Source organism: Chitinophaga hostae (genome assembly GCF_018224885.1).
Classification (GTDB): domain Bacteria; phylum Bacteroidota; class Bacteroidia; order Chitinophagales; family Chitinophagaceae; genus Chitinophaga; species Chitinophaga hostae.
The window spans coordinates 1-23,890 of the sequence record NZ_JAGTXB010000020.1; the positions used below are offsets into that span (position 1 = coordinate 1).

Annotated in this window: 16 protein-coding genes; 6 read left to right on the top strand and 10 right to left on the bottom strand. The window is 48.4% G+C overall.

The window, feature by feature from the left end; translation table 11 throughout:
- Positions 1–74 precede the first annotated feature (74 nt).
- The 3 genes from KE626_RS27620 to KE626_RS27630 all read left to right on the top strand — a co-directional run bounded on the left by KE626_RS27620 (position 75) and on the right by KE626_RS27630 (position 3,140).
- Positions 75–1,331: an IPT/TIG domain-containing protein gene (locus KE626_RS27620; protein ID WP_249207744.1), complete on the top strand. Its 1,257-nt coding sequence runs from the start codon at positions 75–77 to the stop codon at positions 1,329–1,331.
- A gap of 74 nt (positions 1,332–1,405) precedes the next feature.
- Complete coding sequence (locus KE626_RS27625) at positions 1,406–2,926, top strand: right-handed parallel beta-helix repeat-containing protein (RefSeq protein WP_211976269.1); 1,521 nt, start codon at positions 1,406–1,408, stop codon at positions 2,924–2,926.
- A gap of 73 nt (positions 2,927–2,999) precedes the next feature.
- On the top strand, positions 3,000–3,140 hold the full coding sequence (locus KE626_RS27630; RefSeq protein WP_211976270.1) for a hypothetical protein: 141 nt from the start codon (positions 3,000–3,002) through the stop codon (positions 3,138–3,140).
- A 95-nt stretch (positions 3,141–3,235) separates the two neighbouring features.
- On the opposite strand, the gene KE626_RS27635 is transcribed toward KE626_RS27630, so the two are convergent.
- On the bottom strand, positions 3,236–4,336 hold the full coding sequence (locus KE626_RS27635; RefSeq protein WP_211976271.1) for an alkene reductase: 1,101 nt from the start codon (positions 4,334–4,336) through the stop codon (positions 3,236–3,238).
- Complete coding sequence (locus KE626_RS27640) at positions 4,323–5,444, bottom strand: alkene reductase (RefSeq protein WP_211976272.1); 1,122 nt, start codon at positions 5,442–5,444, stop codon at positions 4,323–4,325. Before KE626_RS27640 ends, KE626_RS27635 begins: the two co-directional genes overlap by 14 nt.
- Before the next feature lie 92 nt (positions 5,445–5,536).
- Between KE626_RS27640 and KE626_RS27645 the strand changes: the two genes are divergently transcribed.
- Positions 5,537–6,433, top strand: coding sequence for a LysR family transcriptional regulator (locus KE626_RS27645; protein WP_211976273.1), 897 nt, complete (start codon positions 5,537–5,539; stop codon positions 6,431–6,433).
- Positions 6,434–6,622: 189 nt separating this feature from the next.
- On the opposite strand, the gene KE626_RS27650 is transcribed toward KE626_RS27645, so the two are convergent.
- The gene (locus KE626_RS27650; RefSeq protein ID WP_211976274.1) at positions 6,623–7,768 is read right to left on the bottom strand and encodes a helix-turn-helix domain-containing protein; all 1,146 of its coding nucleotides are present in this window, start codon (positions 7,766–7,768) and stop codon (positions 6,623–6,625) included.
- A gap of 228 nt (positions 7,769–7,996) precedes the next feature.
- On the opposite strand from KE626_RS27650, the gene KE626_RS27655 reads away from it, so the two are divergent.
- Both KE626_RS27655 and KE626_RS27660 read left to right on the top strand, forming a co-directional pair.
- On the top strand, positions 7,997–10,873 hold the full coding sequence (locus KE626_RS27655; RefSeq protein ID WP_211976275.1) for a TonB-dependent receptor: 2,877 nt from the start codon (positions 7,997–7,999) through the stop codon (positions 10,871–10,873).
- A 30-nt stretch (positions 10,874–10,903) separates the two neighbouring features.
- Positions 10,904–11,716: a tyrosine-protein phosphatase gene (locus KE626_RS27660; RefSeq protein WP_211976276.1), complete on the top strand. Its 813-nt coding sequence runs from the start codon at positions 10,904–10,906 to the stop codon at positions 11,714–11,716.
- A gap of 230 nt (positions 11,717–11,946) precedes the next feature.
- Here the strand turns inward: KE626_RS27660 and KE626_RS27665 are convergent, their stop codons facing one another.
- The 7 genes from KE626_RS27665 to nirB form a co-directional block, all read right to left on the bottom strand.
- A complete protein-coding gene (locus KE626_RS27665) occupies positions 11,947–13,101 on the bottom strand; it encodes an MFS transporter (protein ID WP_211976277.1) in 1,155 nt (384 codons plus the stop codon).
- A 43-nt stretch (positions 13,102–13,144) separates the two neighbouring features.
- A complete protein-coding gene (locus tag KE626_RS27670; protein WP_211976278.1) occupies positions 13,145–14,587 on the bottom strand; it encodes a rubredoxin in 1,443 nt (480 codons plus the stop codon).
- Positions 14,588–14,589: 2 nt separating this feature from the next.
- Positions 14,590–18,087, bottom strand: a complete 3,498-nt coding sequence (locus KE626_RS27675; protein WP_211976279.1) for a nitrate reductase — start codon at positions 18,085–18,087, stop codon at positions 14,590–14,592.
- Between the two features lie 22 nt (positions 18,088–18,109).
- Positions 18,110–19,399 (bottom strand): NarK family nitrate/nitrite MFS transporter, encoded by a 1,290-nt coding sequence (locus KE626_RS27680; RefSeq protein WP_211976280.1) that lies wholly within the window; start codon positions 19,397–19,399, stop codon positions 18,110–18,112.
- A gap of 16 nt (positions 19,400–19,415) precedes the next feature.
- Complete coding sequence (locus tag KE626_RS27685) at positions 19,416–20,738, bottom strand: alginate export family protein (RefSeq protein ID WP_211976281.1); 1,323 nt, start codon at positions 20,736–20,738, stop codon at positions 19,416–19,418.
- A 78-nt stretch (positions 20,739–20,816) separates the two neighbouring features.
- On the bottom strand, positions 20,817–21,200 hold the full coding sequence (gene nirD, locus KE626_RS27690) for a nitrite reductase small subunit NirD (RefSeq protein ID WP_211976282.1): 384 nt from the start codon (positions 21,198–21,200) through the stop codon (positions 20,817–20,819).
- A gap of 24 nt (positions 21,201–21,224) precedes the next feature.
- On the bottom strand, positions 21,225–23,723 hold the full coding sequence (gene nirB / locus KE626_RS27695) for a nitrite reductase large subunit NirB (RefSeq protein WP_211976283.1): 2,499 nt from the start codon (positions 23,721–23,723) through the stop codon (positions 21,225–21,227).
- Between the last annotated feature and the right edge of the window lie 167 nt (positions 23,724–23,890).

Consider the following 23,890-nt stretch of genomic DNA (forward strand, 5'->3'; position numbering starts at 1 on the left):
TTTTTATTCATTCAAATTAATGCACTGCTATGATCAGGCCACTGAATTTATATATACTATCAGGTTGTTTTTTGATGTCAGCCATCTTTACCGGTTGTAAGAAAGACAACGATTTGCAACATGCTGCCGGTTCGCCGATGAGCATCAGCGATTTCATACCGGCACAAGGTGGTGCTACCACTGAAATTTTAATTTCCGGAGATAATTTTTCCTCCGATACTACGCAGCTTTCTGTTACGATCAACGGTAACAAATGCGCTGTTGTAGGCGCCAATACCAAACAGATTATGGTAGTGGTGCCCAAAAAATGCGGCTCCGGAGAAGTGGTGGTGAAAGTGGGTAACGACACCGTAAAATCAGCCTCCCAGTTTAAATATATTTTTACCAATACCGTTACAACGCTCGCCGGCAACGGTAAAGCCGGTTTCGCCAATGGTACCGGTACAGACGCCATGTTTGCTTTTAATAAAGAATCCTGGTACCGTATGATGGGAATAGGAGCAGATGATAACGGTAACGTATATATCGCTGATCCGGGCAATGCCTGTATCCGTAAAATAGATAAAACCGGTTTGGTGAGCGTATTGGCCGGCAGCCCGGGAAACACCGGGTCAGATGACGGCGTGGGATCCACTGCCCGTTTCATCATTCCTTACGGATTAGCAGTGGATGCACAGGGTAATGTGTATACCGCAGATCCGGGTACCTGGGGCATCCGTAAAACCAAACCGGATGGTACTACCACTACTATCGGATGGGCAAAACAGGAGCCATGGAATGTAGGTGTGGATAAAACAAGTGGTAAAATATACTATCTCAGCACCGGTGGGGGAAGCATATTTGAAATGAAGACAGACGGTAGCAGTGTTGAAATTGTGAGCGGAATTGCGAACCCGGGTGGAATTGATTTCGATAAGGCTGGAAACATGTACGTATCCAGCAATGGTAGTCATACTATTACGCGGTATAAAGCAGGCACCTGGGAACCTACTGTAATTGCAGGTTTGGCCGGAAGCCCGGGTTATGTAAACGGAACAGGCGCCGATGCCCGGTTTGCAAACCCATGGGGGCTGGCGGTGGATGCCGCCGGAAATATATTTGTTGCAGGTAACGGCAGCTATGGCGCCAACGCAGATGAAAGTATCCGCTTTATTTCCGCCAATACATGGAATGTGATCACCTATGCCGGCAGCGGTACTGCAGGCTATGCGGATGCCATCGGAGGCGCAGCCTCCTTCAATACGCCAATGGGTGTGGCAGTCGATAAAAACGGTGTGGCATATGTATTGGACAAAAATAATAACAGGGTCAGGAAAATAGTTTCAGAATAAATCTATATGTGAACCCATGGCGACAGTACCAGGTGCTGTCGCCACCTATTTTTTTATTTATGTTAAACAGCAACATGTTTTTTTTATCATTGGCCCTATTTGCAGCTGCATGCAGCAAAGGTTCCACTTCCGAACCCATTGTTACCGCTGCACAAACACATACTTACTACGTGGCAGCTACCGGCAACGATGCCGCCAACGGCGCTATTGGCACGCCTATGCGTACCATCAACTATGCGCTGGGTAAAGCTAACCCGGGCGACAGTGTTATTGTGCGCGGCGGCAGCTATGTTGAAAAAGTAGCATTCAAGAAATCTGGCAGGCTCGATAAATTAATTACGCTTAAAGCTTATGCCGGCGAAAAAGCTGTTATCGATGGAACGGGGTTGACCGTTTCCGGCAAAGAATCTCTTGTAACCATCAGTAATGTGAGCTTCGTGGTGCTGGAAGGCTTTGATATCTGCAATCTGAAAAGCAGTACTCCCTGGGCCAACGTAAATGGTGTTACTGCTGATGCAGGGTCCGGTAATATCATCATACGGAAAAATAAAATTTATAACATCGAACATAATGTAGATCCCGCGCAAGGAAGAAGCGGGCACGGCATCGAAATCATCGGCAATACCGCCGATGTGATGAAGAATGTCCTGGTGGAAGGAAATATCATTCACGATACCAAAACCGGTTACAGCGAAAACCTCACGATCAATGGTTATGTAGATGGATTCACTATTCGTGGAAACACCATTTACAACACAGAAAATATTGGCATCGACGCGGCAGGCGGTTATAGCGCCAACAGCAATCCGTCTTTCAATTACGCGCGTAACGGCGTGATCACTGATAACGAATTATACAATATAGATATGACACGCGGTCCTGTAGGCGGCGTACATGGCCATGGCGCCATTGCTATTTATGTAGACGGCGCCCGGAATATTGTAGTAGAAAGAAATAAAGTACATGAAGCCGATCGTGGAATTGGTATTGTGAGCGAGAATGACGCGTATCCTACCAGCAACTGTATTGTGAGAAACAACTTTGTTTTTAACTGCTGGCGCACCGGTATTTACCTGGGTGGTTACCTGGGCTATACTTCCGGAGGTACCCGTAATTGTTATGTTGTTAATAATACGCTGATGTACAACAACAAGGAAAAAGGTTCTTTTGATGAGATAGAAGGAGAGATCCGTCTTACAGAGCAATGCTTTGATAATGTGATCAAAAATAATATCGTATATGCGAGACCGGTAGATGTATTTGTACATAAATATACTGCCACCGGTTCCGGTAATGTGATCGATAATAACTTGTATTATACTACCGGTACACCGCAGTGGATCTGGGGCAGTACGAAAGACAACGTTATTACCGATTTCAATGCGTGGAAAACGGCTTCCGGCACAGATGCCGGATCTATATATGGTGTGGACCCGCTGTTTATCAGCACTACATTGCCCGATCTGCATATATCCCCCAATTCACCAGCCAAAAATGCAGGAGCGGTGATTTCGGAAGATATAAACGGCACGCTGGACATAGATGGAAAAACAAGGATTGTGAATAACAAGATCAGTAAGGGAGCGCAGCAATAAAAAATCCCCTTTTTACGTGATTGATGGAGAAGATGGTATGATGTAGATTGAAGTAACCTAAATCTGTACTATCATGAAAAAGAAAACCACTTCAAAATTAAAGCTCACAAAAATTACGGTGGCAAGTCTTAGTAAAACACCAAAGGAAGACAAAAACCGTTCATTGCCTACCACACAATTTATCAGCTGCGGAGAAACTTTTTGGGTATGCTAATAGCCGGATGCCCAATAGCTCAGGTTTTGTTTTAGTCATTGAACCCGCTCAAAAGGCGGGTTCAAATATGATGACTGGTTTCCAGCAAGTACTAATTATTGTGCTATTGTTTCATACACCGGGTAATCTGTATATCCGTGTGCAGCTCCTCCATAGTGTAAATTCCTTTCCGGTACTGTCAGTGGCCAGTCGTTTTTCAATCGGGCGGTTAAGTCTGGATTGGCTATAAATGGTTCCCCGAATCCTGCCAGGTCAATTAAATCCTCATCGATATATTGTATTGATTTTTCCTTGTCCAATCCGCCGGCGAGGATCAGGATACCATTGTATTGTTTTCTGAACCGGGCCAGGAAACCTTCGGGCAGCGCGTAACTGCCTCGTGATTTTTGGTCCATCAGGTGGATGTATGCGATGTTGCGTTTGCCGAGTTCCGCGGCCAGGTAGGTATAGGTAGCCTCAAGCTCCTCATAATGGGGCATTTCGTGCAGGCCGCCATAGGGCGTGAGCCGGATCGCTGTTTTGTCTGCCCCGATACGGCCGATCACGGCATCGATTGCTTCCAGCAGGAAGCGGCTGCGGTTTATTATGTTGCCACCGTATTCATCTGTGCGGTTGTTGACGGCGGGATTTAGGAATTGTTCTATCAGGTAGCCATTGGCGCCATGCAGCTCCACGCCGTCGAAACCGGCAAGTATGGCATTGGCCGCCGCATTGGCGAAATCTTGTACCACTGTTTTTACTTCGGCTGTGGTTAATGCGCGGGGTATGGAACAGGGAACAAAGTTTTCTTTACCATTTTCATCGTAGCCCCAGGCAAAAGAGTTCGCTGCCGGGATGTTGGATGCGCTCACGGGCGCAATGCCACCGGGCTGGTTAGAAGTATGTGATACCCTGCCTACATGCCATAGCTGTGTAAATATTTTGCTGCCGGCTTCGTGTGCCGCCCGGGTAACCAGTTTCCAGCCCGCCACCTGTTCGGGGGTGAACAGTCCCGGTATATGCAATACACCGGCTGCTGTAGGGGAAATCGCCGTTCCTTCTGTGATGATCAGCCCCGCGTTGGTGCGTTGTTTATAATAGAGCGCATTCATTTCATTTGGAATCCCGTTCGGGTTGCGGGCACGGGTCATTGGCGCCATCACGATCCTGTTTTTTAAGTCCAGGTGTTTACTATGATATGGTTCAAATAACGGCATCTGCTGTTTTTTTAATGGTGGAGTAATCCGTGTAGCCTTTGGCGTTACCACCAAAGAAGGTTGTTTTGTCTGGTTCATTCAATGGAAGCCGGTGCTGCAGGCGGTAGGGGAGGTCAGGATTGGCAATGAACGGTCTGCCAAAGCCGATCAGGTCTGCCCAGCCTTTTTCCAGGGCTTCCGCTGCTCTTTCCCGGGTGTATTTCCCGGAATAGATCATGGCGCCGGAATAGGCCTGTCTGTATGCTTCCTTAAAGGCAACGGGCATTACCGGTGCATTGTCCCAGTCGGCTTCCGCAACATGTATGTAGGCGATGCCGATATCGTTCAGCACTTTGGCGGCGGCAATGTAAGTTTCTTCCGGATGATCGTCGATGGCGCCCATCAGGGTAGTAAGTGGGGCCTGGCGTACGCCTGTTTTTTCTTTCCCGATGGCGGCAGCTACAGCCGTTACTACCTCTTTCAGGAAGCGCAGCCGGTTTTCCAGCGAGCCGCCGTATTCGTCGGTGCGGTGGTTGGTTTGTGAGTCCATAAACTGTTCTATCAGGTAACCGTTGGCGCCATGCAATTCCACGCCATCAAAACCGGCTTCAACGGCATTTTTCGCTGCCTGCGCGTAATCACTGATAATAGCCTTTATTTCGGCTTTTGTCAGTTCCCGGGGCATAGAGTGCTGTATCATTTCCCCGGCGCCATTTTCGGCTCCTTTGCCTGCAGGATCAGCAAAAACTTTTACGCCTGTTGCCTGTATAGGCGATGGCGCTACCGGCGCCGCCCCATTTTCCTGTATCGAGGTATGCGATACCCTGCCTACATGCCATAACTGGGCAAATATCAGCCCGCCATTGGCGTGTACCTCGTTTGTTACCTGTTTCCAGCCGGCCACCTGTTCCGGGGTATAAATACCCGGCGTCCAGGCATAACCTTGTCCCTGTCGGCTGATTTGTGTGCCTTCAGTGATAATCAGTCCGGCTCCCGCCCGCTGACGGTAATATTCGGCCATCAAAGCAGTGGCTACTTCTCCTTTCGCCGCCCTGGAGCGGGTCATGGGCGGCATAACGATCCTGTTTTTCAGGGTAAGCCCGCCTAGTTTATAATTTGAAAAAAGCATATTCTCTTCGTTTGACAAGGCAAAATTGACGCAAAAAGAATCATTATCATAATTATTTAACTTATACATTTGTATCAGAAAAATTATAGATTATGGGAATTGACCTGGAATGGCTGCGCACCTTTAAGGCCATCTACGAACAGGGTACGCTTACCGGCGCTGCGCAAGCCCTTTTTATATCACAGCCCGGCGTGAGCTTACACCTCAACTCATTGGAAGCATATACCGGGTATAAGCTGTTTGACCGCTCCGCGAAAAGACTGGTCCCCACAGAAAGAGGAAAGGTGATCTATAACTTCGTGGAAGAACCGTTGCTGAAGCTGGAAACAGCCGAACAGCTTTTCCATAAAAGCACCAAAACGGAACGTGCCACCATCAGCATAGGAATGTGCTTTGAAACGTTTCAATACACATTGGAAAAATACATTGCCACCCTGCCCTTTAACGTGATCATTAAATTCGGCGACTACCACCAGATGATCCATGATCTTGATAGTGGCGTGCTGGACCTCATCATCACCCCGCAAAAAGGTGAACAGAAAAACCTCGAATTCAACGCATTTTCAAAAGAGCGCATTGTATTGATAGCCGGCGGAAAAACCGATACCAGAACATTACGCGCACTCCTGAAAAAAAAGGATCTTACAGGCGCAGAGAACTGGTTGAAAGAACAGATCTGGTACAGCACTGCGGCCGACATGGAACACCTCAAAAGGTTCTGGCAGCTGAACTTTAAACATCATCTCGATTTCAAGCCCAATTATATTGTGCCCAATATGTGCTCTATAACCCGTTGTCTGAGCGGGGAAACAGGCTACTCCATTATGCCTGATTTCCTGTGCCGCGAAGAAATAGCCGCCGGTAAATTACAACTGGTATGGGAAGGAGAACAGGTGATGGAGAATATATTGTACTTCGGCTCGCGGAAAAAAACCATGTATGAGAAGGAAATAAAACAGGTGCAGACGGTTTTCCGGAAAAGCTTTTAGCAAATGCTGTGGGTTTTGTCTTTCCCAGGATTAAACTTATTTTATGATTTACAGGATTTTTTTTGTGATTATAATTTGATTTTAAAAGATTGGGAAAGATAATCGCATATATCTCCATTAATCTTTTAAAATCAAAAAAGAAAAAATCCTGTAAATCATAAAATAAGTTTAATCCTGGGAAAGACAAAATCAATCGCCGGCTTCAATGGCTTTCTGCTTTTTGCTTTCCGCTTTTTGCTCCTCCAGTGCTTTAATATACTCGGTAGGCGTATGGCCGGTAATCTTTTTAAAATACTGGTTAAAGGAAGATTTGGCTTTGAAGCCGCAATCATAGGCCAGTGTCAGCATATTAACAGGCAACGCTTTTTCATTCATAAAACGGATCTGTTCTGTTGCACGTTGTATGCGCCATTCGTTAATATACTGGTAAAATGATTTGCCGGCATAGCTGTTCAGCGCTTCGGAAATATGGTATTTGCTGACAGCAGCGCCCTGCGCCAGTTTGTCGAGGTTCAGCGCTGCGTCGGTAAATATTTTTGTTTTATGAAGATGCGCTTCCAGCGTTTCCATGATCTGTTGATGCTCCGTGGTGCTGAGCAGGTTTTTCCTGGCAGGAAGCGCGGCAGGTATGTCAGCTGTTGTTGTTGCCGGCACTTTAGAAGGCATCGCGCCCATGATCCCCACATATTTATACCGGATAATAACCAGGCAGATCACTAATAGTAAGGAATATACGATGTCTCTGCAGATAATATTATACTGGCCTGTCAGGAGATAAACCGACTGGGCTGTTTTGAAAAAAAGCGAAATGATACTGATGCTTATTAACAGGTAACTGATACTATTGATCAGTTTTTTCTCCTGGGGCATCGCCTGTAAATGCCGCCGGCTGATGCGGATCGCTAAAAGCGGGAAAAGAAATCCCATTAACATCATCATCCAGGTGGTGGCTTCATTATAAAAATGCAGCACCGCATAACCTGCCGCCGCCGACCACCACAGCACACATATGACGGTGAGATAACCAATTGCGCCGCCTATAAACGGCAGGAATACATACCAGCGCGAAGCCGGAATAAAACGGGCGTTCTGTTGCCGGCAGGCATATAAATATAATAATGGTCCGTAGCAAAAGCCGATGAAGGTATTCATCTGCGTGCGTACATGCTCATCCTGCACAAAGTTGAAAATAAAGAATTTGATCGCCAGGTGGGCTGCAATACTGCACAGCAGCAGTATCAGTAACAGATCTGCCTTGCTGCGCAATTTACTGCCGCCTAATAAGGCAACAGCGGTAAGCGCCTGAAATGCCCCGATAGCAATTACATATATCATAGCCTGGATATGCCCCGAAAGTAGAAAATCAATATTACCGGAATGTTAAACTACGTTTTTTACCACCATACCCACGATTTGGTAATGATTTCGTAACACATGCTAATGCATTGGTTTTCAATAAAAGTTGGTACGTTTAAGCCCATCACTACGTGTACGCGTAGGTGTTGTTTGATGCGGTCGCAGCATTCATGATCAGCATAGACTTTTGCTGAAAAATACCTTCATATGAATCGCATTTCTACGAAATTATCCCGCCCCCGTTATGGCGTATTATTACTGTTGCTGCTGGCGGCAGGAGTGGTACGGGCGCAAACGATCAAAGGGGTTATTGATGGTAAAGAAGGACATTTACCCGGGGCTTCTGTGCAGGCCGCCGGTATCAGGGCGGGCACCGCTACTGATCTGAATGGCGCATTTACACTGAATGTGCATACTACCGGTAGAATTACATTGCTGCTATCCTATATTGGTCATGAAACAAAACAACTCGAACTGCAGGTAAAGCCCGGCATCAATGATGCCGGTAATATTATACTGTCGCCCACCGGCGGTAAGCTCGGCGAAATACTGGTAAAAGGCACCATGGCCCCTTCTACGGTAAAAGCATTGAGCATCAAGAAAAATGCGCTTGCCATTATGGATGTTATTGCTGCAGATGCTATCGGCAAATTACCGGACCGTAATGCTGCAGAAGCGGTACAACGCGTACAGGGCGTGGCCGTAGCCCGTTACCATGGCGAAGCAGATGCCGCCACTGTAAGAGGTACGCCGTTCGCCTGGACTTCCATCCTCTTTAACGGCAGCCGCTTACCCAGCGCTAACGTACTGGGCAACCGTAACTCCGTACTGGATGCGGTTCCTTCCGAAATGATACAGTACGTACAGGTGGCCAAAGCCATCACCCCCGATATGGAAGGGGATGCGATCGGTGGCTCCATCAACTTCATCACCCGTACCGCACCCGCCAAAAGAACGCTGAATGTTAGCGCCGCCGGCGGCTATAATACCTTTTCCAAAAATGCTACCTATAATGCTTCCCTGGTATATGGCGACCGCTTTTTTAAGGATAAGCTGGGCGTTATGATTGCCGGCGCTATCTGGGACCGGCAATGGGGTACCGATTCGTATGAAATTGCTTATAACACCGGCCTGCCTGATCCGCAACAACAAAAATCTGTCAGCACCGTATTACTGAAACGCTATATGGGTAAAAGACAAACCTATGGTGGTAACGTAGGACTGGAATATAAATTCAATGCAGCCCACAAAATTTTTATGCGCGGACTGATGGACAAATTTAATGATATCCGTCCCGTATATGAATCTTATGTAGACTATAACAATAGCCGCTTTCAATACAATTATCGCTATTCTTATTATCAGACCGTGTTAAACGGCGCAGAACTGGGAGGGGAACACCAGTTGTCTTCTAAAGTGAAAATGGACTGGGCGCTGAGTAATTATTACACCAAATACTTCCTGGAAACGCCTCCTACCAACAGCAACAAAGGATTGCCTATTGCCACTTTCAGACAAAAGATCACTGGTGGTTTTAACAACCTTTCTGCTGACGGTAAAAGATACTGGGGCTTCGACTCGCCGCAGGGTGTAGGTGGCGACCCGCTGCATTTTGATGCCGGCTTAAAAAATCCTTCCGAAGTAATGGACCCGTCGAAATTAACCTTGCAGCAGCTGGTAATAGCACAGCTGGATACAAAGGAAGAAGATAAAACTGCCCAGCTGAATGTTAAGATCAATGCCTCTTCCAGGGTGAACCTGAAATTCGGCGCTAAATACCGGCATAAAGACAGGGCAGGGATGTACGGATCCAATATTGTATACCTGCCCGGCGCCGCGCTGGGTATTCCCAAATCGCCCGACCTGCTGGTACTGGATCAGCTGCAACGCACCGATTTTCCGGTACGCAGCACGTTTTACAAAAGCATGGGCGGTAATTATAATTCCTTTATCATAGATCCGCTGACAAAGCAACAGCTGTTTGATTTGTATGATACTGCGGCGCTCCGCAAAAATGGCTTCGGTAATTATACGTCCGCCGCCAATGCCACCAATATTTATACCGGCACAGAAAACGTAGCTGCCGCTTATGCTATGGCGGAAATAGACCTGACAGATAAACTGAAAATGATAGCGGGGATAAGAAATGAGTATACTTCGTTTACCCTGCATGGCTCCAAAGCCAGTACAACAGGCACTCCCAAAGTCGCCACTATTACGCCTGCCACGGTTGGCAACAACTACAACGCGCTGTTGCCTATGCTGCATCTGAAATACAGTATCAGCGAACAGGCCAACCTGCGTGCTGCCTATACCCGTACGTTTATCCGTCCTAATTTTACGGATCTTACCCCGGGCGAGTCGGTGGATAACAGCGGCGCTACCATTACCATCACCAAAGGGAATCCCGATCTGAAGCCTACCTTCTCCAATAACTTTGACCTGATGGGAGAATACTATTTTAATAATATCGGTCTGCTTTCCGGAGGGGTTTTCTACAAACAGATCAAAGATGTAATTTTTGCCGATAAAAGTTATTATACAGAGAATGGCAGCAACTACGTGGTATCACAGGCAAAGAACCTGCACAATGCCAGTCTCGCAGGGATCGAAGCCGGCATCAATAAGCGCTTTGATTTCCTGCCGGGTTTTCTCAGCGGATTTGGCGCTGAGCTGAACTACACCTTTATTCATTCTTCCGTAGAAGTACCCAGAACAGGCAGTGGGCCGAAAGTCACCGACAAAACCAGTTTGCCGAATCAATCCAGGCACCTCTTTAACAGCATTCTCTTTTACGAGCGCAACAACCTGATGGTGCGTATTGCAGGGAACTACCGCGGGGCATCCGTGGAAACACTGAATCAGCAGCTGGGAAAAGATTTTTATATCTGGACAGACAAAAACTTTACAGTCGATGCTTCCGCTACCTGGAGCGTGAACTCCCGGATCAAGGTATTTGTGGAGCTGAATAACATTACCAACGAACCTTTAAAAACCTATATGGGTGATAAACGCCGCATTGCAGCTGCTGAATGGTATGGCAGTCGTGGCCAGGCGGGTATCAGGTGGGATATCATCAAATAATTTCTTCTTAAAAAAACTAACAGGTACTATATGAAAAAAATAATTTTGGCACTGGCTATCGCCTTGCCTGGTACAGCTTTTGCCCAGTTGTCGGACAGCGCTCAGAGAGTAGTGCGTATGCAGGGAACGGTGAACTTCCGTGATGTAGGCGGCTATAAAACCCAGGAAGGCCGGCAGGTGGTATGGGGAAAAGTATTCCGCTCTGCCGATGTAAGCCGTTTAACCGCGCAGGATCTCAGCTTACTGGAACAGAAACATATTCATACCGTCATTGATTTCCGTGGGGTGAAAGAGGCTGCTGCAGCCCCGGATCACCTGTTACCGCATACTGATTATCTTTTGTGTCCTGCCGGCAGCGATAGTTTACCCGGCGCTGCGCAAATGGCAGAAATCATCAAAAACGGCGGGTTCCTGGAGAAGTTTTACGGCAACACCCAATACCTGGGCGCGCGCTATAAACCGTTATTCCAGAAATTGCTTACCCTTCCTGCCAGCGAATCCATCATGTACCACTGCACCGGTGGCCGCGACAGAACCGGGATGGCTACCGCTTTATTCCTCTACGCACTGGGGGTGCCGCAAAGTACCATTGAAGCTGATTTTACTGCCAGCAATGTATATCTCCAACCCATGAACCGGCAGATGTTTAAAGGACTGCAGCAAAGCAGCGGTTTGGATGAAGAAACGATCCGCAAAGCCCTGGAACTTAAGCCGGAACTGCTTCATAGCCTGTTTGATGCTATCCGCAAACAATATGGTACGGTAGATAACTTTTTTGAAAAGGAATTGGGAATCGGGAAGAAGGAAAGAGCCATCCTGGTTAAAAAGTATACGGAGAGCTAACAAATGCAGCGGAATTTTTCTTGCCCAGGATTAATGGTGATTATGATGATTCCAAGGATTTTTCTTGTGATTATAATTTGATTTTAAAAGATTCGGGAAGATCTAAGCGAAAAATTAGCCTACGTCTCGCAAAATCTTTTAAAATCAAATCAATCACAGGAAAAAAAATCCTTGGAATCATCATAATCACCATTAATCCTGGGCAAGAAAAATCCCGGGCAAGAAAACAGCTAATCAGTTATTCCCCTCACCATGAGTACAATCAGCAGTCCGCATATCGCCATAATGGCAAACGACAGCCGTAAGCTGGTAGCCTGTGCTACGAATCCGATCAGTGGAGGAACTACGAGGAATCCTAAGTAACCGATGGTGGAAATGGAGGCCAGGGTTTGGCCGCTGTTGGCGCTTTTTGATTTACCAGCGAGACTGAAAACAAGTGGTACAACGCAGGCAACACCCAGGCCGGCAAAGATAAACCCGATGCCCGCTGTAACGGGATATGGCAGCAAAATGGCCAGCAGTAAGCCGCTGAGGATCAGCCAGCCGCTGTACAGCAGGATAGATTTAATGCCTATTTTTTTGACGAGTTTGTCGCCCATAAAGCGACCGGTGGTCATGGCGACCATATATATTACAAAGGCCGCTACAGCGGTGGCTTTGCTGGCGCCTACTACTTTTTCAAAGTATAATCCGCTCCAGTCGTACATGGTATTTTCTGTAGCCATACAGGCAAAACAGATCAGGGAATATTTCAGCAACGATTTATCAGGAAGGGAAAATGCAGGCCGCTTTGTGGTTTCTTTTACGGGTTGGTCGGGAAATGTTTTCGGATAATAATACATGGTGAATGCCAGCAGTAATACGCTTATCAGCAGGAGGTGATAGGAGGGGGGCACATTCATGCTTACCATCAGCAGACCCGTGAGCGCTCCTACAGAACCCGCTACGCTCCAGATACCATGGAAGGTAGTCATAATGGACCTGGAGTAAAGATGTTGCACCGCCACCGCCTGTGCATTCATGGAGAGATTGAGCAGGTTACGGGCAGAACCGAAACAGAATAGCACCAGCGCCAATTGCCACAGACTGTTGGTGAAGCCCGGTAAACTCAGCACCACGTTGAATATCATGGCGCCAAACATCATGATTTTACGGCTGCTGAAATTGCCCAGCAGTTTACCGGTTACCGGCATGGTGAGCATGAGTCCTATGGGCAATGCAAATAATACGGCGCCCAGCTGGGCCTCGTTTAAATGCAACTGTTGCTGAATAGAGGGTATCCTGGAAGCCCAGGAAGAATAACCTAATCCTGAAATAAAAAAGAAAACGGAAGTGGCGATACGGTATTGCCGGGCATCGGTTTCGTTGTGAATATCTGCTAACATGATCTGCGGTGTACACCAGTTTGCGGCGCTGAAGTACGCAAAATTAGGCAAATATTGGCAAAATTGCCTCAAATTCCGTTACCTCCGCCTCACATACGTAGCAGCAGTAGTTTGCCGGTAAATCGGCAAACAATGTGCCCGGAGCAATACCCTGCTCGCTGTCACCCACCGTTTCATCGTATATGGTCATACAATGCGGACACTGATGCACTTGTCTTTCAGCTACAGGCAGGTGTGCCAGCGATTGCTGTTCCTGTACATAATGCTGTAATACATTGGCTTCGCTGTGATGTTCATAAAATGTTTTGCATAAAGACACGATATAAGGCCCCAGGTGTTCTTTTGACACGCCTTCCCGGTATAGCAGCAATTGGGCAGAATTGGCGTTGTAATCTGCCGTATACAGGATGTCATAGCGTTGCATGTATTTAAGTTTGCTGCCATGTTTATTTTCCTGCTTGCGGATGACGACGGTGCCAAAAAGACTTGCCGGCCGGTTGACCCGCACGCTGAAACAAAGTCCGTAGGTACGCACATCTGCCGTATCAAAATAACGAATGATATGCCGTTTCAGGATCAACCCATCTTCACAGTTATCTTCTACCTGCCAGTTGAGTTCGTTGGCAGCATGACGTACATTGATACCATGTTTACCCAGTACATAGTCCCATAGTTTCCGGTGAACGGCATCAATGTTTTTGATGATGAGCGATTTCCACGGTGTGGCATATAGCTGACCGGTGCGCGTTTCCAGGCAAATGGTACATACTTCCTTCAGAAAGGGAATGGGAAAATCCTCATCGCGGCGATATATACCCAGCCAGTAACTGTTATTGTATTTGTTGAATCCTTCATAGTAAGGTAAATGAAAAGCAGGCAGGTCGGGTTCTTTGTCGCGGGGAGAACTGATATAACCCGACGCTTGTTTTACCTGTGTATATATATGTTCCGGCGCATCGCCTTTGCTGAGGAAAGTTTCCACCTGTTTGCTCACCGCAGCAATATTATTGGTGTAGATCAGCTCCGGCCATGCAAACAGTTGCTGGCTGCCGGGTGTGCGCAAATACAGGTGCCAGTAATGTGTATGGGAAGAAGAGATCCAGTTGATATGACCGGTGAACAGCGGCACAAATGTTTGCTGGCTGTCGCAGATATTGATCTTCAGGGCCGGTGCATAGTCAAAGAGATTAAATACATCTTTGTAAATCCCTTCACTTACCCAGCTGTCATGAATAAAGATATCGGCGGCCGGATAAGAGCTGATGATATTGGGTGTGTCGGCAAAACGGATTTGTTTTTCCCCGCAATTGCTTTTAAAAGCCGCTACATTTTTGTCGGGAATATCGATCAGTATTTGCTGCCGCAGCCCGAAACGGATATGCGTGGCCTGCGCAGCGCCGGCTATTTCCAGCAGTTCCAGCAGGTATCCCGGTGAAATAATGCCACCGGTAAAGTTGATCGGAAATGTATGGGTATGTTTTGCCATAATTATACAAGTGCCGCGGCGGTTTTTTGAATAGATTTTTCCAGCAACGCTTTTATTTCCGGTTTGCAGCTGCCGCAGCCCATACCAGCACCGGAGGCCTGGCACAGCTGCTGCAGGTTGTTGCAGCCACCGGCAATTTTTTCCATGATATTGCCTTCACCCACATTACCACAGGAACATACCAGTTTGCCGATAACCGGTGTTCCTTTTTTACCTGAACGCAAAAGCTCCAGCCGTTTGTCCGATAGTTCAATCTGTTGCTGTATAAGATCCCTGAATTCTATAAATTCTGATTTATCCCCGATGAGGATGGCGCCCACAAGCTTGTCCTGGTGTATGATGCATTTCTTATAATATCGTTTTGCTTTATCTATGAATACTACTTCTTCATAAGCAGGGTCCTTGGGTGTTTCTACCATGCCCAGCGAACAAAGATCAGTGCCGTGCATTTTCAGGATATTCATGAAAAGCGAGCCTTTGTAGTAGCTGCTGATATCGCCGTTGAGGTAGCGGGCTACTACGGTTGCCTGTTCTTCTGCCGCCGCGGTAATGCCATACAGGGTACCGTTAAAGGCGGCAATTTCACCGATGGCATAGATATCCGGATCGCTGGTCTGCAGGTATTCGTTGACTACCACGCCGCGGTTACATAGCAGTTGCGCTGCCTGGGCCAATTCGATGTTGGGTACAGTACCGATAGACATCACCACTGCCTGGCAGGGAATATACAAACCGCTTTTCATACGCAGCCCTTCCAGTTGTGTTTGGCCGGAGAAGCGGTCAATTTCATCATTGTAGTAAATGTCGATGCCACGGTCTGTTAGTTCTTCATACAGCAGTTGCCCGCCTAATGTGTCGAGTTGCCGGTCCATTAAGCGGGAAGTGCGTTGTATAACGCCTACGTCTATATTAATTTCTTTGAGAGACGCCGCCAGCTCTATCCCTAATAATCCGCCACCTACGATCATTACTTTCCCTTTGGAGGGATCTATATGTTGTTTGAAGGCGTCGGCATCCATCCGGGTGCGCATGGTAAAGATACCCGGAATGGCTGGCACGTCCCGAAGGGTGGCCGCCCTGCTGCCGGTAGCCATCAGTAATATGTCATACGTGTGTACGTTACCGTTACTATCGGTTAGCAGTTTGTTGCTGCGGTCAATATGTGTGATGCTCACACCCCGGTGAAGGGTGATGTTGAATACATTTTCTTCTGCTCTTGTCATTTTGATCAGCTGTTTCCATTGCTGGGTACCGCTGATATAGTCCGGTAACATTACCCGGTTATAGAAAGGGAGATCTTCTTTGCTGAATACCACTATTTCGTCGGTGCTGTTCAGTTCCCGGTAGGATTTTACAAACCCGCAGGCGCCTGCGCCCGCACCTATGACCACTATTTTCTGTACGGGCTTCCGGTAGCGCTGTACCTGAACAGCGGAATATTTGAAGTCGGGTTGTTTGGAGATAGGGTCGAGGAGCGTGTTAGTCAGGTTGTTGGCCCGGTGCAGATCGTTGTTGAGTATTTTGCCCCAATGCATGGGTAAAAACACTACTCCTTTTTTGATGGTATCGCTGAGCTGTGCTTTTACCCTTACCTGTCCTCTTCCATTATGGATGGTCACAATATCATCGGCCTGTATGCCCCGCTGCCGTGCATCTTCGGGGTGTATTTCCAGGTAGGCGGAAGAAATATGCTGTTTCAGTTTGCTCACTTTACCTGTTTTGCTCATCGTGTGCCACTGGTCGCGTATACGCCCTGTTGTTAATATCAGGGGCAAATCTTTTGAGAGCTGCTCTGATTTATTGGCATCTTCAAAGCTGTGGATAACGGCTTTCCCATCGGCGGTGAAAAACTGGCGGTCTTCAAACAGGCGTGGAGTGCTTTTGCCGCTGTGGTAAGGCCATTGCACGCTGCGTTGCTCCTGTAAGGTCTGGTAATTCAACCCGCTGATATCTATGTTGGTGCCGGCAGTCAGGCGGCAGTGCTCTTCATAGATCTCCGACATATTCGTATAGTCGAAACCGTGATACCCCATTTTTTGTGCAAACCGGCAGATAATTTCAGCATCCGGTAATGCTTCCCCGGGGGCGTCAGTTAATTTGGAGAGATAGCTGATGCGGCGTTCGGCGTTTGTCATGGTACCTTCCTTTTCGGTCCATGCAGCGGCAGGAAGTATGACGTCGGCAAAGCGGAGGGTTTCCGGTTTGTTGGAAATTTCCTGCACGACTACAAATTTTGTTTTCAGCAATCCCGCTTCTGCAAAACGCACATCCGGTAAGCTCACCAGCGGATTGGTACACATGATCCAGATCGCCTTCAAGCTGCCGTCGTGCATAGCGCGGAACATTTCGGTAGCTGTAAGACCTGGTTTATCAGACAATTCGGTACCACCCCAGAATTCCTGTACTTCCTTGCGGTGCTGTGGGTTGCTGAGCACGCGATGCGCGGGCAGCAGGTTGGATAATCCTCCTACTTCCCGGCCGCCCATAGCGTTGGGTTGCCCTGTTAAGGAGAAAGGGCCGCTGCCCGGCTTGCCGATATGACCGGTGATGAGATGCAGGTTGATGAGACTCAGGTTTTTGTTGACGCCTACCACGCTCTGATTTAATCCCATGGTCCAGAAGGTCATGAAGCCGGTGGCGTTGCCGATATAGTCTGCCGTGGTATATATATCTTCCGCTGAAATGCCGCATATGGCGGCGGCCTCTTCCACGGTGCGTTCCATTACGGTATCCTTGTACTTGTCGAAACCGTTGGTATGTTCTTTTATGAAGGAGCTGCTGGTGTGCCCGGCGGTGATGAGCGCCCGGCCGATGGCATGATGCAACACAATATCGGTGCCGGGGTTTACCTGCAGGTGCAGGTCGGCGGTGGCGCAGCTTTGTGTTACGCGCGGATCACTGACAATGATCTTCAGCGCGGGGTTAGCTGCCTTAGCTGCTTCTACGCGGCGCCATAAGATGGGGTGACACCAGGCGGGGTTAGCGCCGGCAACAAAAATGCAGTCGGCCAGTTCTATATCATCATAGGTGCCTGGCACTGCATCTTCTCCCAAAGCCAGCTTGTAGGCAGCTACCGCGCTGCTCATACATAAGCGGGAGTTGGTATCTATATTGTTGCTGCCAATAAACCCTTTGATGAGTTTATTTACCACATAATATTCTTCTGTCAGGCATTGTCCGGATGCGTAGAAAGCTACGGCATCCGGACCATGTTTTTTGATGATGGAAGCAAATACGGCGGCTGTTCTTTCCAATGCCTGATCCCAGGTAACCCTTTGCCGTGGCAGGTTACGGTGGTAACGCATTTCAGGATACAGCAGCCGGTCGGAAGTGTCCATCACCGTATAATGGAGGTTCATGCCTTTGGAGCAAAGCATGCCCTTATTTACCGGGTGTGTTTTATCACCTTCCACATGCAGCTTGCCCTGCCGGTCCTTATGTACTACTATTCCGCAGCCTACGCCACAGTAACAGCACGTCGTTTTAAATGATGCTTGCATGCCGGAAGTTTAAATAAATAATCTACGATATCGCTACCGGTGTTCTCACCGGCGCCGCTTCTTCAACAGGCTGACGGGTAAACCTGGTCAGCATAACGATGCACGAAATACCAATCACAATAAAGCCGATATAGGTGAATGCTTCTACATAAGTGATGCTGTCCGATTTAAAGAGGAAGCCGAACAACATGCCGCCCATATTACCACCGGCGCCTACAATACCGCTCACCAGTCCCGCGTTTTTCTCGTTGATAAACGGTACGATGCCATAAGTGGCGCCGTTGGCCATTTTCAGGAAAAGCGCGAAACTAAGCATAGCCACAATGGCGATTACGAGCGATCCCGCCTGTGCAAATAATAATAATCCAATACCTTCTGCCAGCAGCATCAGGGCCAATAGCCATCCTTTGCCTTTCATGCCAAATCTGGCACCTGCCTTGTCTGAAATAATGCCGCCCAATGCCCTGGCAAAAAGGTTCATAAAACCAAATATGCCAGCCCAGAACCCTGCGCTGCCTTGAGAAAGGTGAAATGTATCTACAAAATGTAAAGAAGCAACATTGTCGAAAGTGATCTCCATACCAAAACACATTCCGTATGCCAGCATGAGCGCCCATATGCGCCAGTCGGCCAGTACGGACCAATCTGTTTTACTGTTCTTTTTGTGATGATTGATCTCATCAAAGTTGCCATTGGGCGTATCTTTTGTATAGCGGGAATACAGGTACGCTACGCCCAGCATCATCAGGCCGGGTACAATCATCGCATAGCGCCAGGCCTCTGCTTTGGTGTAGCCAAAACCTACAATGGCGGCGAAGATCAGCGGCATCACCATATTGGTGACCCCGCCGCCCAGGTTACCCCAGCCGCCGGTGATGGCATTGGCAGTACCCTTGATCGACGGCGCAAACATCAGCGAAGTATGAAACTGCGTGATCACGAATGAACCGCCTATCACGCTGATGGCTAAACGAAACAGGAGAAAAGAAGTATAATCTTTTGCCAGCCCTACCAGGAACACCGGCAACGAGCCTATCAGCAGCAGGCGTATAGCTGTTTTGCGGGGCCCCCAGGTATCGCACAAACGGCCAATGATCAGCCGGGCAATGATGGTGCCGGATACAGAAGCGATAATGATGTTGCCGATTTGGGATTTGCTTAGTCCCAGATCCGTACGGATAGTAGGCATTAGCGGCGCCAGGCCGAACCAGCCGAAGAAGCAGACAAAGAACATGAGCCACGTGATGTGAAACGTACGCATTTGTATGGTATCGAGACTGAATATTTTTATTTTATTAAGCGGAGCAGACATAGTAAAGATTTACAGGTTATTTAATCAGGAATTCCGGACGGATGTTTACAGACAGGTAAGCCCAGTTGCTGTTACTCCCGGCATTTTTTATATTTTTTACCGAGGGAGACGATAATGTGGCGGTATTCCAGAAGTGGCTGTAACCGGCTTCCAGGCCAATCATTTTGGTCAGGGTATAGTTGGCTGTAAGGTCGGCCTCTGTACCAAATTGTTTGCTCATCCCGGCAACAGCGGAGGCGGCATAAAATTCATGCACATCCCCGGTAACCACCCAGCGTTGGCCGGGTTTGAGTTTAGTTTTTATATAGTAATCCTGTAATCCTTTGTTGCCAAATCCGCTGGCTACATAGAAATAGTCCATGTTGCCCCAGAATTTGTGCGGGGTACCATACAGCGGATCGAAGTCGGGACTGGTGTAATCCACTCCTGCGCCTGCGGTGAATGCTTTGCTTACGTTATACATGAACGAGCCGGATAACAGGCTGCCGCTTACCGTTTGCCCGTTGCCGTTAGTACCAAACTGGTGATAGGCGGCGGCGGTATAACTGATCCGGTTAAACTGCTGTGTATAAAACAAGCCGGTGGTCATACGACTGTAAGCGCCGGTTTCCCACACTTTTACGGCTACATGTTCCACGCTGTCGGTATGATATTTTGAAAACTGGTCTGTCAGGAAGAGGAAAGAGAGGTTTCCTTTGGACAGTTTCCGGGATACATACGCGAACTCCAGGCTTTTGTAGGCATTGCCACCATTGGTATTGGCGGGGTAGTTGCCCGGAGGAACCGGGTTATAGATGGTGCCGCTGGCGTTTTCCTTATTCTGGTTAAAAGCGGCGCCGGCGTGTAAGGTCCAGTCGCGGCTTTCATACTTTAATACGGCGGCATCGTGGCGGCGGCCCTGTTGCAGCCAGTCGAGATTACCAAGCAGGCGGCTGTCGTCGTACACCAGTTCCTGCCGGCCCACTTTCAGCGAAAGACTTTTATTTTTAACGATAGTGTCTGTCAGGAGTATTTCCGCCCATGCTTCATGCAGCATGAATCCATTATTATCCGGCGTGGTGGTGCGGTTTAGGGTGGAGGCATCCTGGCCCCATACCCGTACATCCTGCACCGTTAGTCCGAGTTTAATGCGATAGGCGCTGAAGCCGGCGATCAACCGGGTGCGCTGGGAGGTAAAGAAGGCCGGGTCGGCGCCGAGCGGCTGCGGGGCGCCTTGTCCGTTACGTAGCTCGGTGCGTGTTCTGAGTTGCGCTCCGAGAGTGAGCTGGGCATAGCCATACTGTGACAACAGCAAGCCGGGGAGTATCAATGATATCCTGCCTGAAAACCATTTTTTCATGTAACTTTGGTTGATTTTGAATGAGCCAATCATTTCGGATCAGAAGCCCGGTTAGCCTGCCAGCTACCGGGTTTCGTTTTATATCTGCGCGTCTGCCATTTCCACTACTGCATCTACTCCTATGTATACTTTGTCGTCAACAATCTTAACAGGGTAGGTGGTGAGAGCGCATTCTGTTTCGTCGGACAGGCAACGGCCGTCTTTCAGCGAGAATGTTTTTTTGTGAAAGGGGCATGCTACTTTTGGCTCATCTTTTACGGTACCGGTCATGCCGCGGCTGAGGGCCATCTGCCGGCGGTGCGGACAAAGGTTCTGCGTAGCATACCATTCATTTCTGCGTGCAAAGTAAAACAGCGCAATCTGTTCTTCCTTATACTTTACGCATACGCCGCCGTTGGTTGGTACATCCGATGTTTTGCAGGCAAAGAACCAGCTGGTAGAGGTAGTGTGAATAGTAGACATAGCAGTATATTTTTTGTAAAAAGATTATTTCCATTCTGCGGCTTTCTTCTGTGCGCGCATAGTTTCGAATTTTACGGTCGGATCTTTATCTTCCGGTGCATTGATAAAGTGGGAGAAGCGTTTACGGAGTTCAGGGTTTTCCACCACTTCCCTCCACTCGCATTTGTAGTTGTCGACCAGCATTTGCATTTCTGCTTCCAGCTGTGCGGCGATACCCAGACTATCGTTCAGTACCACGTTGCGGAGATAGTCCATACCACCGTCGAGTTTATTGAGCCAGGTGGCGGTACGGGTAAGAGGATCGGCTGTTTTGATGTAGAACATCAGGAAACGGTCGATATACCGGATACAGGTGTCGCTGTCTATATCCGCAGCGAGGAGTTGGGCATGTTGTGGTTTGGAACCGCCGTTACCGCATACATACAGGTTCCATCCTTTTTCGGTGGCGATGATGCCAAAGTCTTTTGACTGTGCTTCGGCGCATTCCCTGATGCAGCCGGATACGGCCGATTTAAGTTTGTGCGGCGCCCGTAATCCGCGGTAGCGTTCTTCTATCCGGATGGCGAAGCTTACGCTGTCGTGCAGTCCAAAGCGGCACCAGGTGGAGCCTACGCAGCTTTTTACAGTACGCAGTGCTTTTCCATAGGCGTGTCCGCTTTCAAATCCGGCGGCAATCAGTTCCTCCCAGATATTGGGCAGGTCGCTCAGATGCGCGCCAAACAGATCGATGCGTTGTCCGCCGGTGATTTTCGTATAGAGGTTATATTTAGTACCTATCTCCCCGATGACAACCAGTTTTTCCGGTGTAATTTCTCCGCCGGGAATCCGGGGTACTACGGAGTAGGTACCTCCTTTCTGTATGTTGGCGAGGTAGCGGTCGTTGGAGTCCTGGGCGGTGTCGTTGCCTTTATCCAGGATCATGTCGTTCCACAAACTGGCCAGTATGGAGGCGACTACGGGTTTACATACTTCACAGCCTTCGCCTTCGCCGTAGTGGTCCAGTACTTCATCGAAGGAGCGCAGTGATTTTACTTTGATGAGGTCCAGCATTTCCTGCCGGGAATAGGGGAAGTGTTCGCATACCACGTTGCGGATGTATTTGCCCTGTGCCTTCATGGTGGCGGTGATCAGGTCTTTTACCATGGGGGTGCAACCGCCGCAGCAGGTACCGGCTTTGGTACATTTCTTTACGTCGTCGAGTGTTTCATGCCCATCTGTTACGGCCTGGCAGATGGCGCCTTTGCTTACGTTTTCGCAGCTGCATATCATGGCCTCATCCGGGAGGGCGGTAACGCCGGCGCCGGCGTCGGAAGTACCACGGGAGGCTCCCAGCAGGAGGTCTTCCGGGTTGGCAGGTAATACCATTTTGTTCCTCGTTGTTTGCAGCAGCATATTATAAGCCGCTGCATCGCCTATTAATATACCTCCCAGCAGGAATTGACCATCTGTAGTAATATTGATGCGTTTGTAGGTGCCTTTGTATTTGTCTTCAAATACAATACTATGGCAGCTTTCGGGATCAGCAAACGGATCGCCGAAGCTGGCTACATCTACGCCGATGAGTTTTAATTTGGTGCTCATATCAAAGCCGGTAAAGGCTTTTGCCTCACCGGTGATATGTGACGCCGCTACTTCCGCCATTTCATAGCCGGGGGCTACCAGGCCATAGATCATGTTATTGAAGAGGGCGCATTCACCGATGGAATAGATATAGGGATCGCTGGTTTGCATTTGTTCATTCACCAGGATGCCGCCGCGGGGGCCGGTGGTGAGTCCGGCGGCTTTCGCCAGTTCGTCGCGGGGCTTGATGCCGGCTGATACTACCAGGATATCTGTTTCCAGGATGGTATCGTCGGCAAACTGCAGCCCGGTGATGGCGTCGTCGCCCAGGATTTCACGGGTATTTTTACCGGTAAGTACTTTAAGACCGAGACCTGCCAGTTTGTTTTGCAGGATGGCCGATCCCTGGTCATCTATTTGCCGTGGCATGAGGCGGGACGAAAATTCGATGACATGGGTATTGGAAATGCCGAGGTCGAGCAGGGCTTTAGCCGCCTCCAGTCCCAGCAAACCGCCGCCTATAACAGCGCCGCTGCGGGCGTTGGGTGCAAAGGCCTTCATCATTTCCAGGTCCTCTATGGTGCGGTAAATAAATACGCCTTTTTTATCCATGCCAGGTACCGGCGGTACAAATGCAGCCGAACCGGTAGCGATTACGAGGTAATCATAAGTTTCCACGATGCCTTTGTGGGACTGCACCGTTTTGTTTTCCCGGTCAATCCGGAGTACCGGGTCGCCCAGGTGAAGCCGGATACCATTTTCAACGTACCAGTCGGCCGTAGCCAGTAAAAGATCATCGGCTGTTTTGCCATCAAACCAGGAGGTGAGGTGCACCCGATCATAGGCGGGACGGGGTTCTTCTCCGAATACAACCAGTTCTGAAGCATGAAGGGAATACCTGGCTACCATCTTCTCGCAGAACTTGTAACCCACCATACCGTTTCCTATAACTACTATTTTCATTCGATTATATTTAAGGATCAGAAAACTTAAATTATATTATAAATAAATTAATATAATAGTATTTTTTGTTTTGGAGATGATTTTTGAGGTAGGTGTATGATGTTGATGATAAAATTAAGCGATTTTGTTTTAATTTTAGGTATCATTCATTGTTAAATTATCAGATA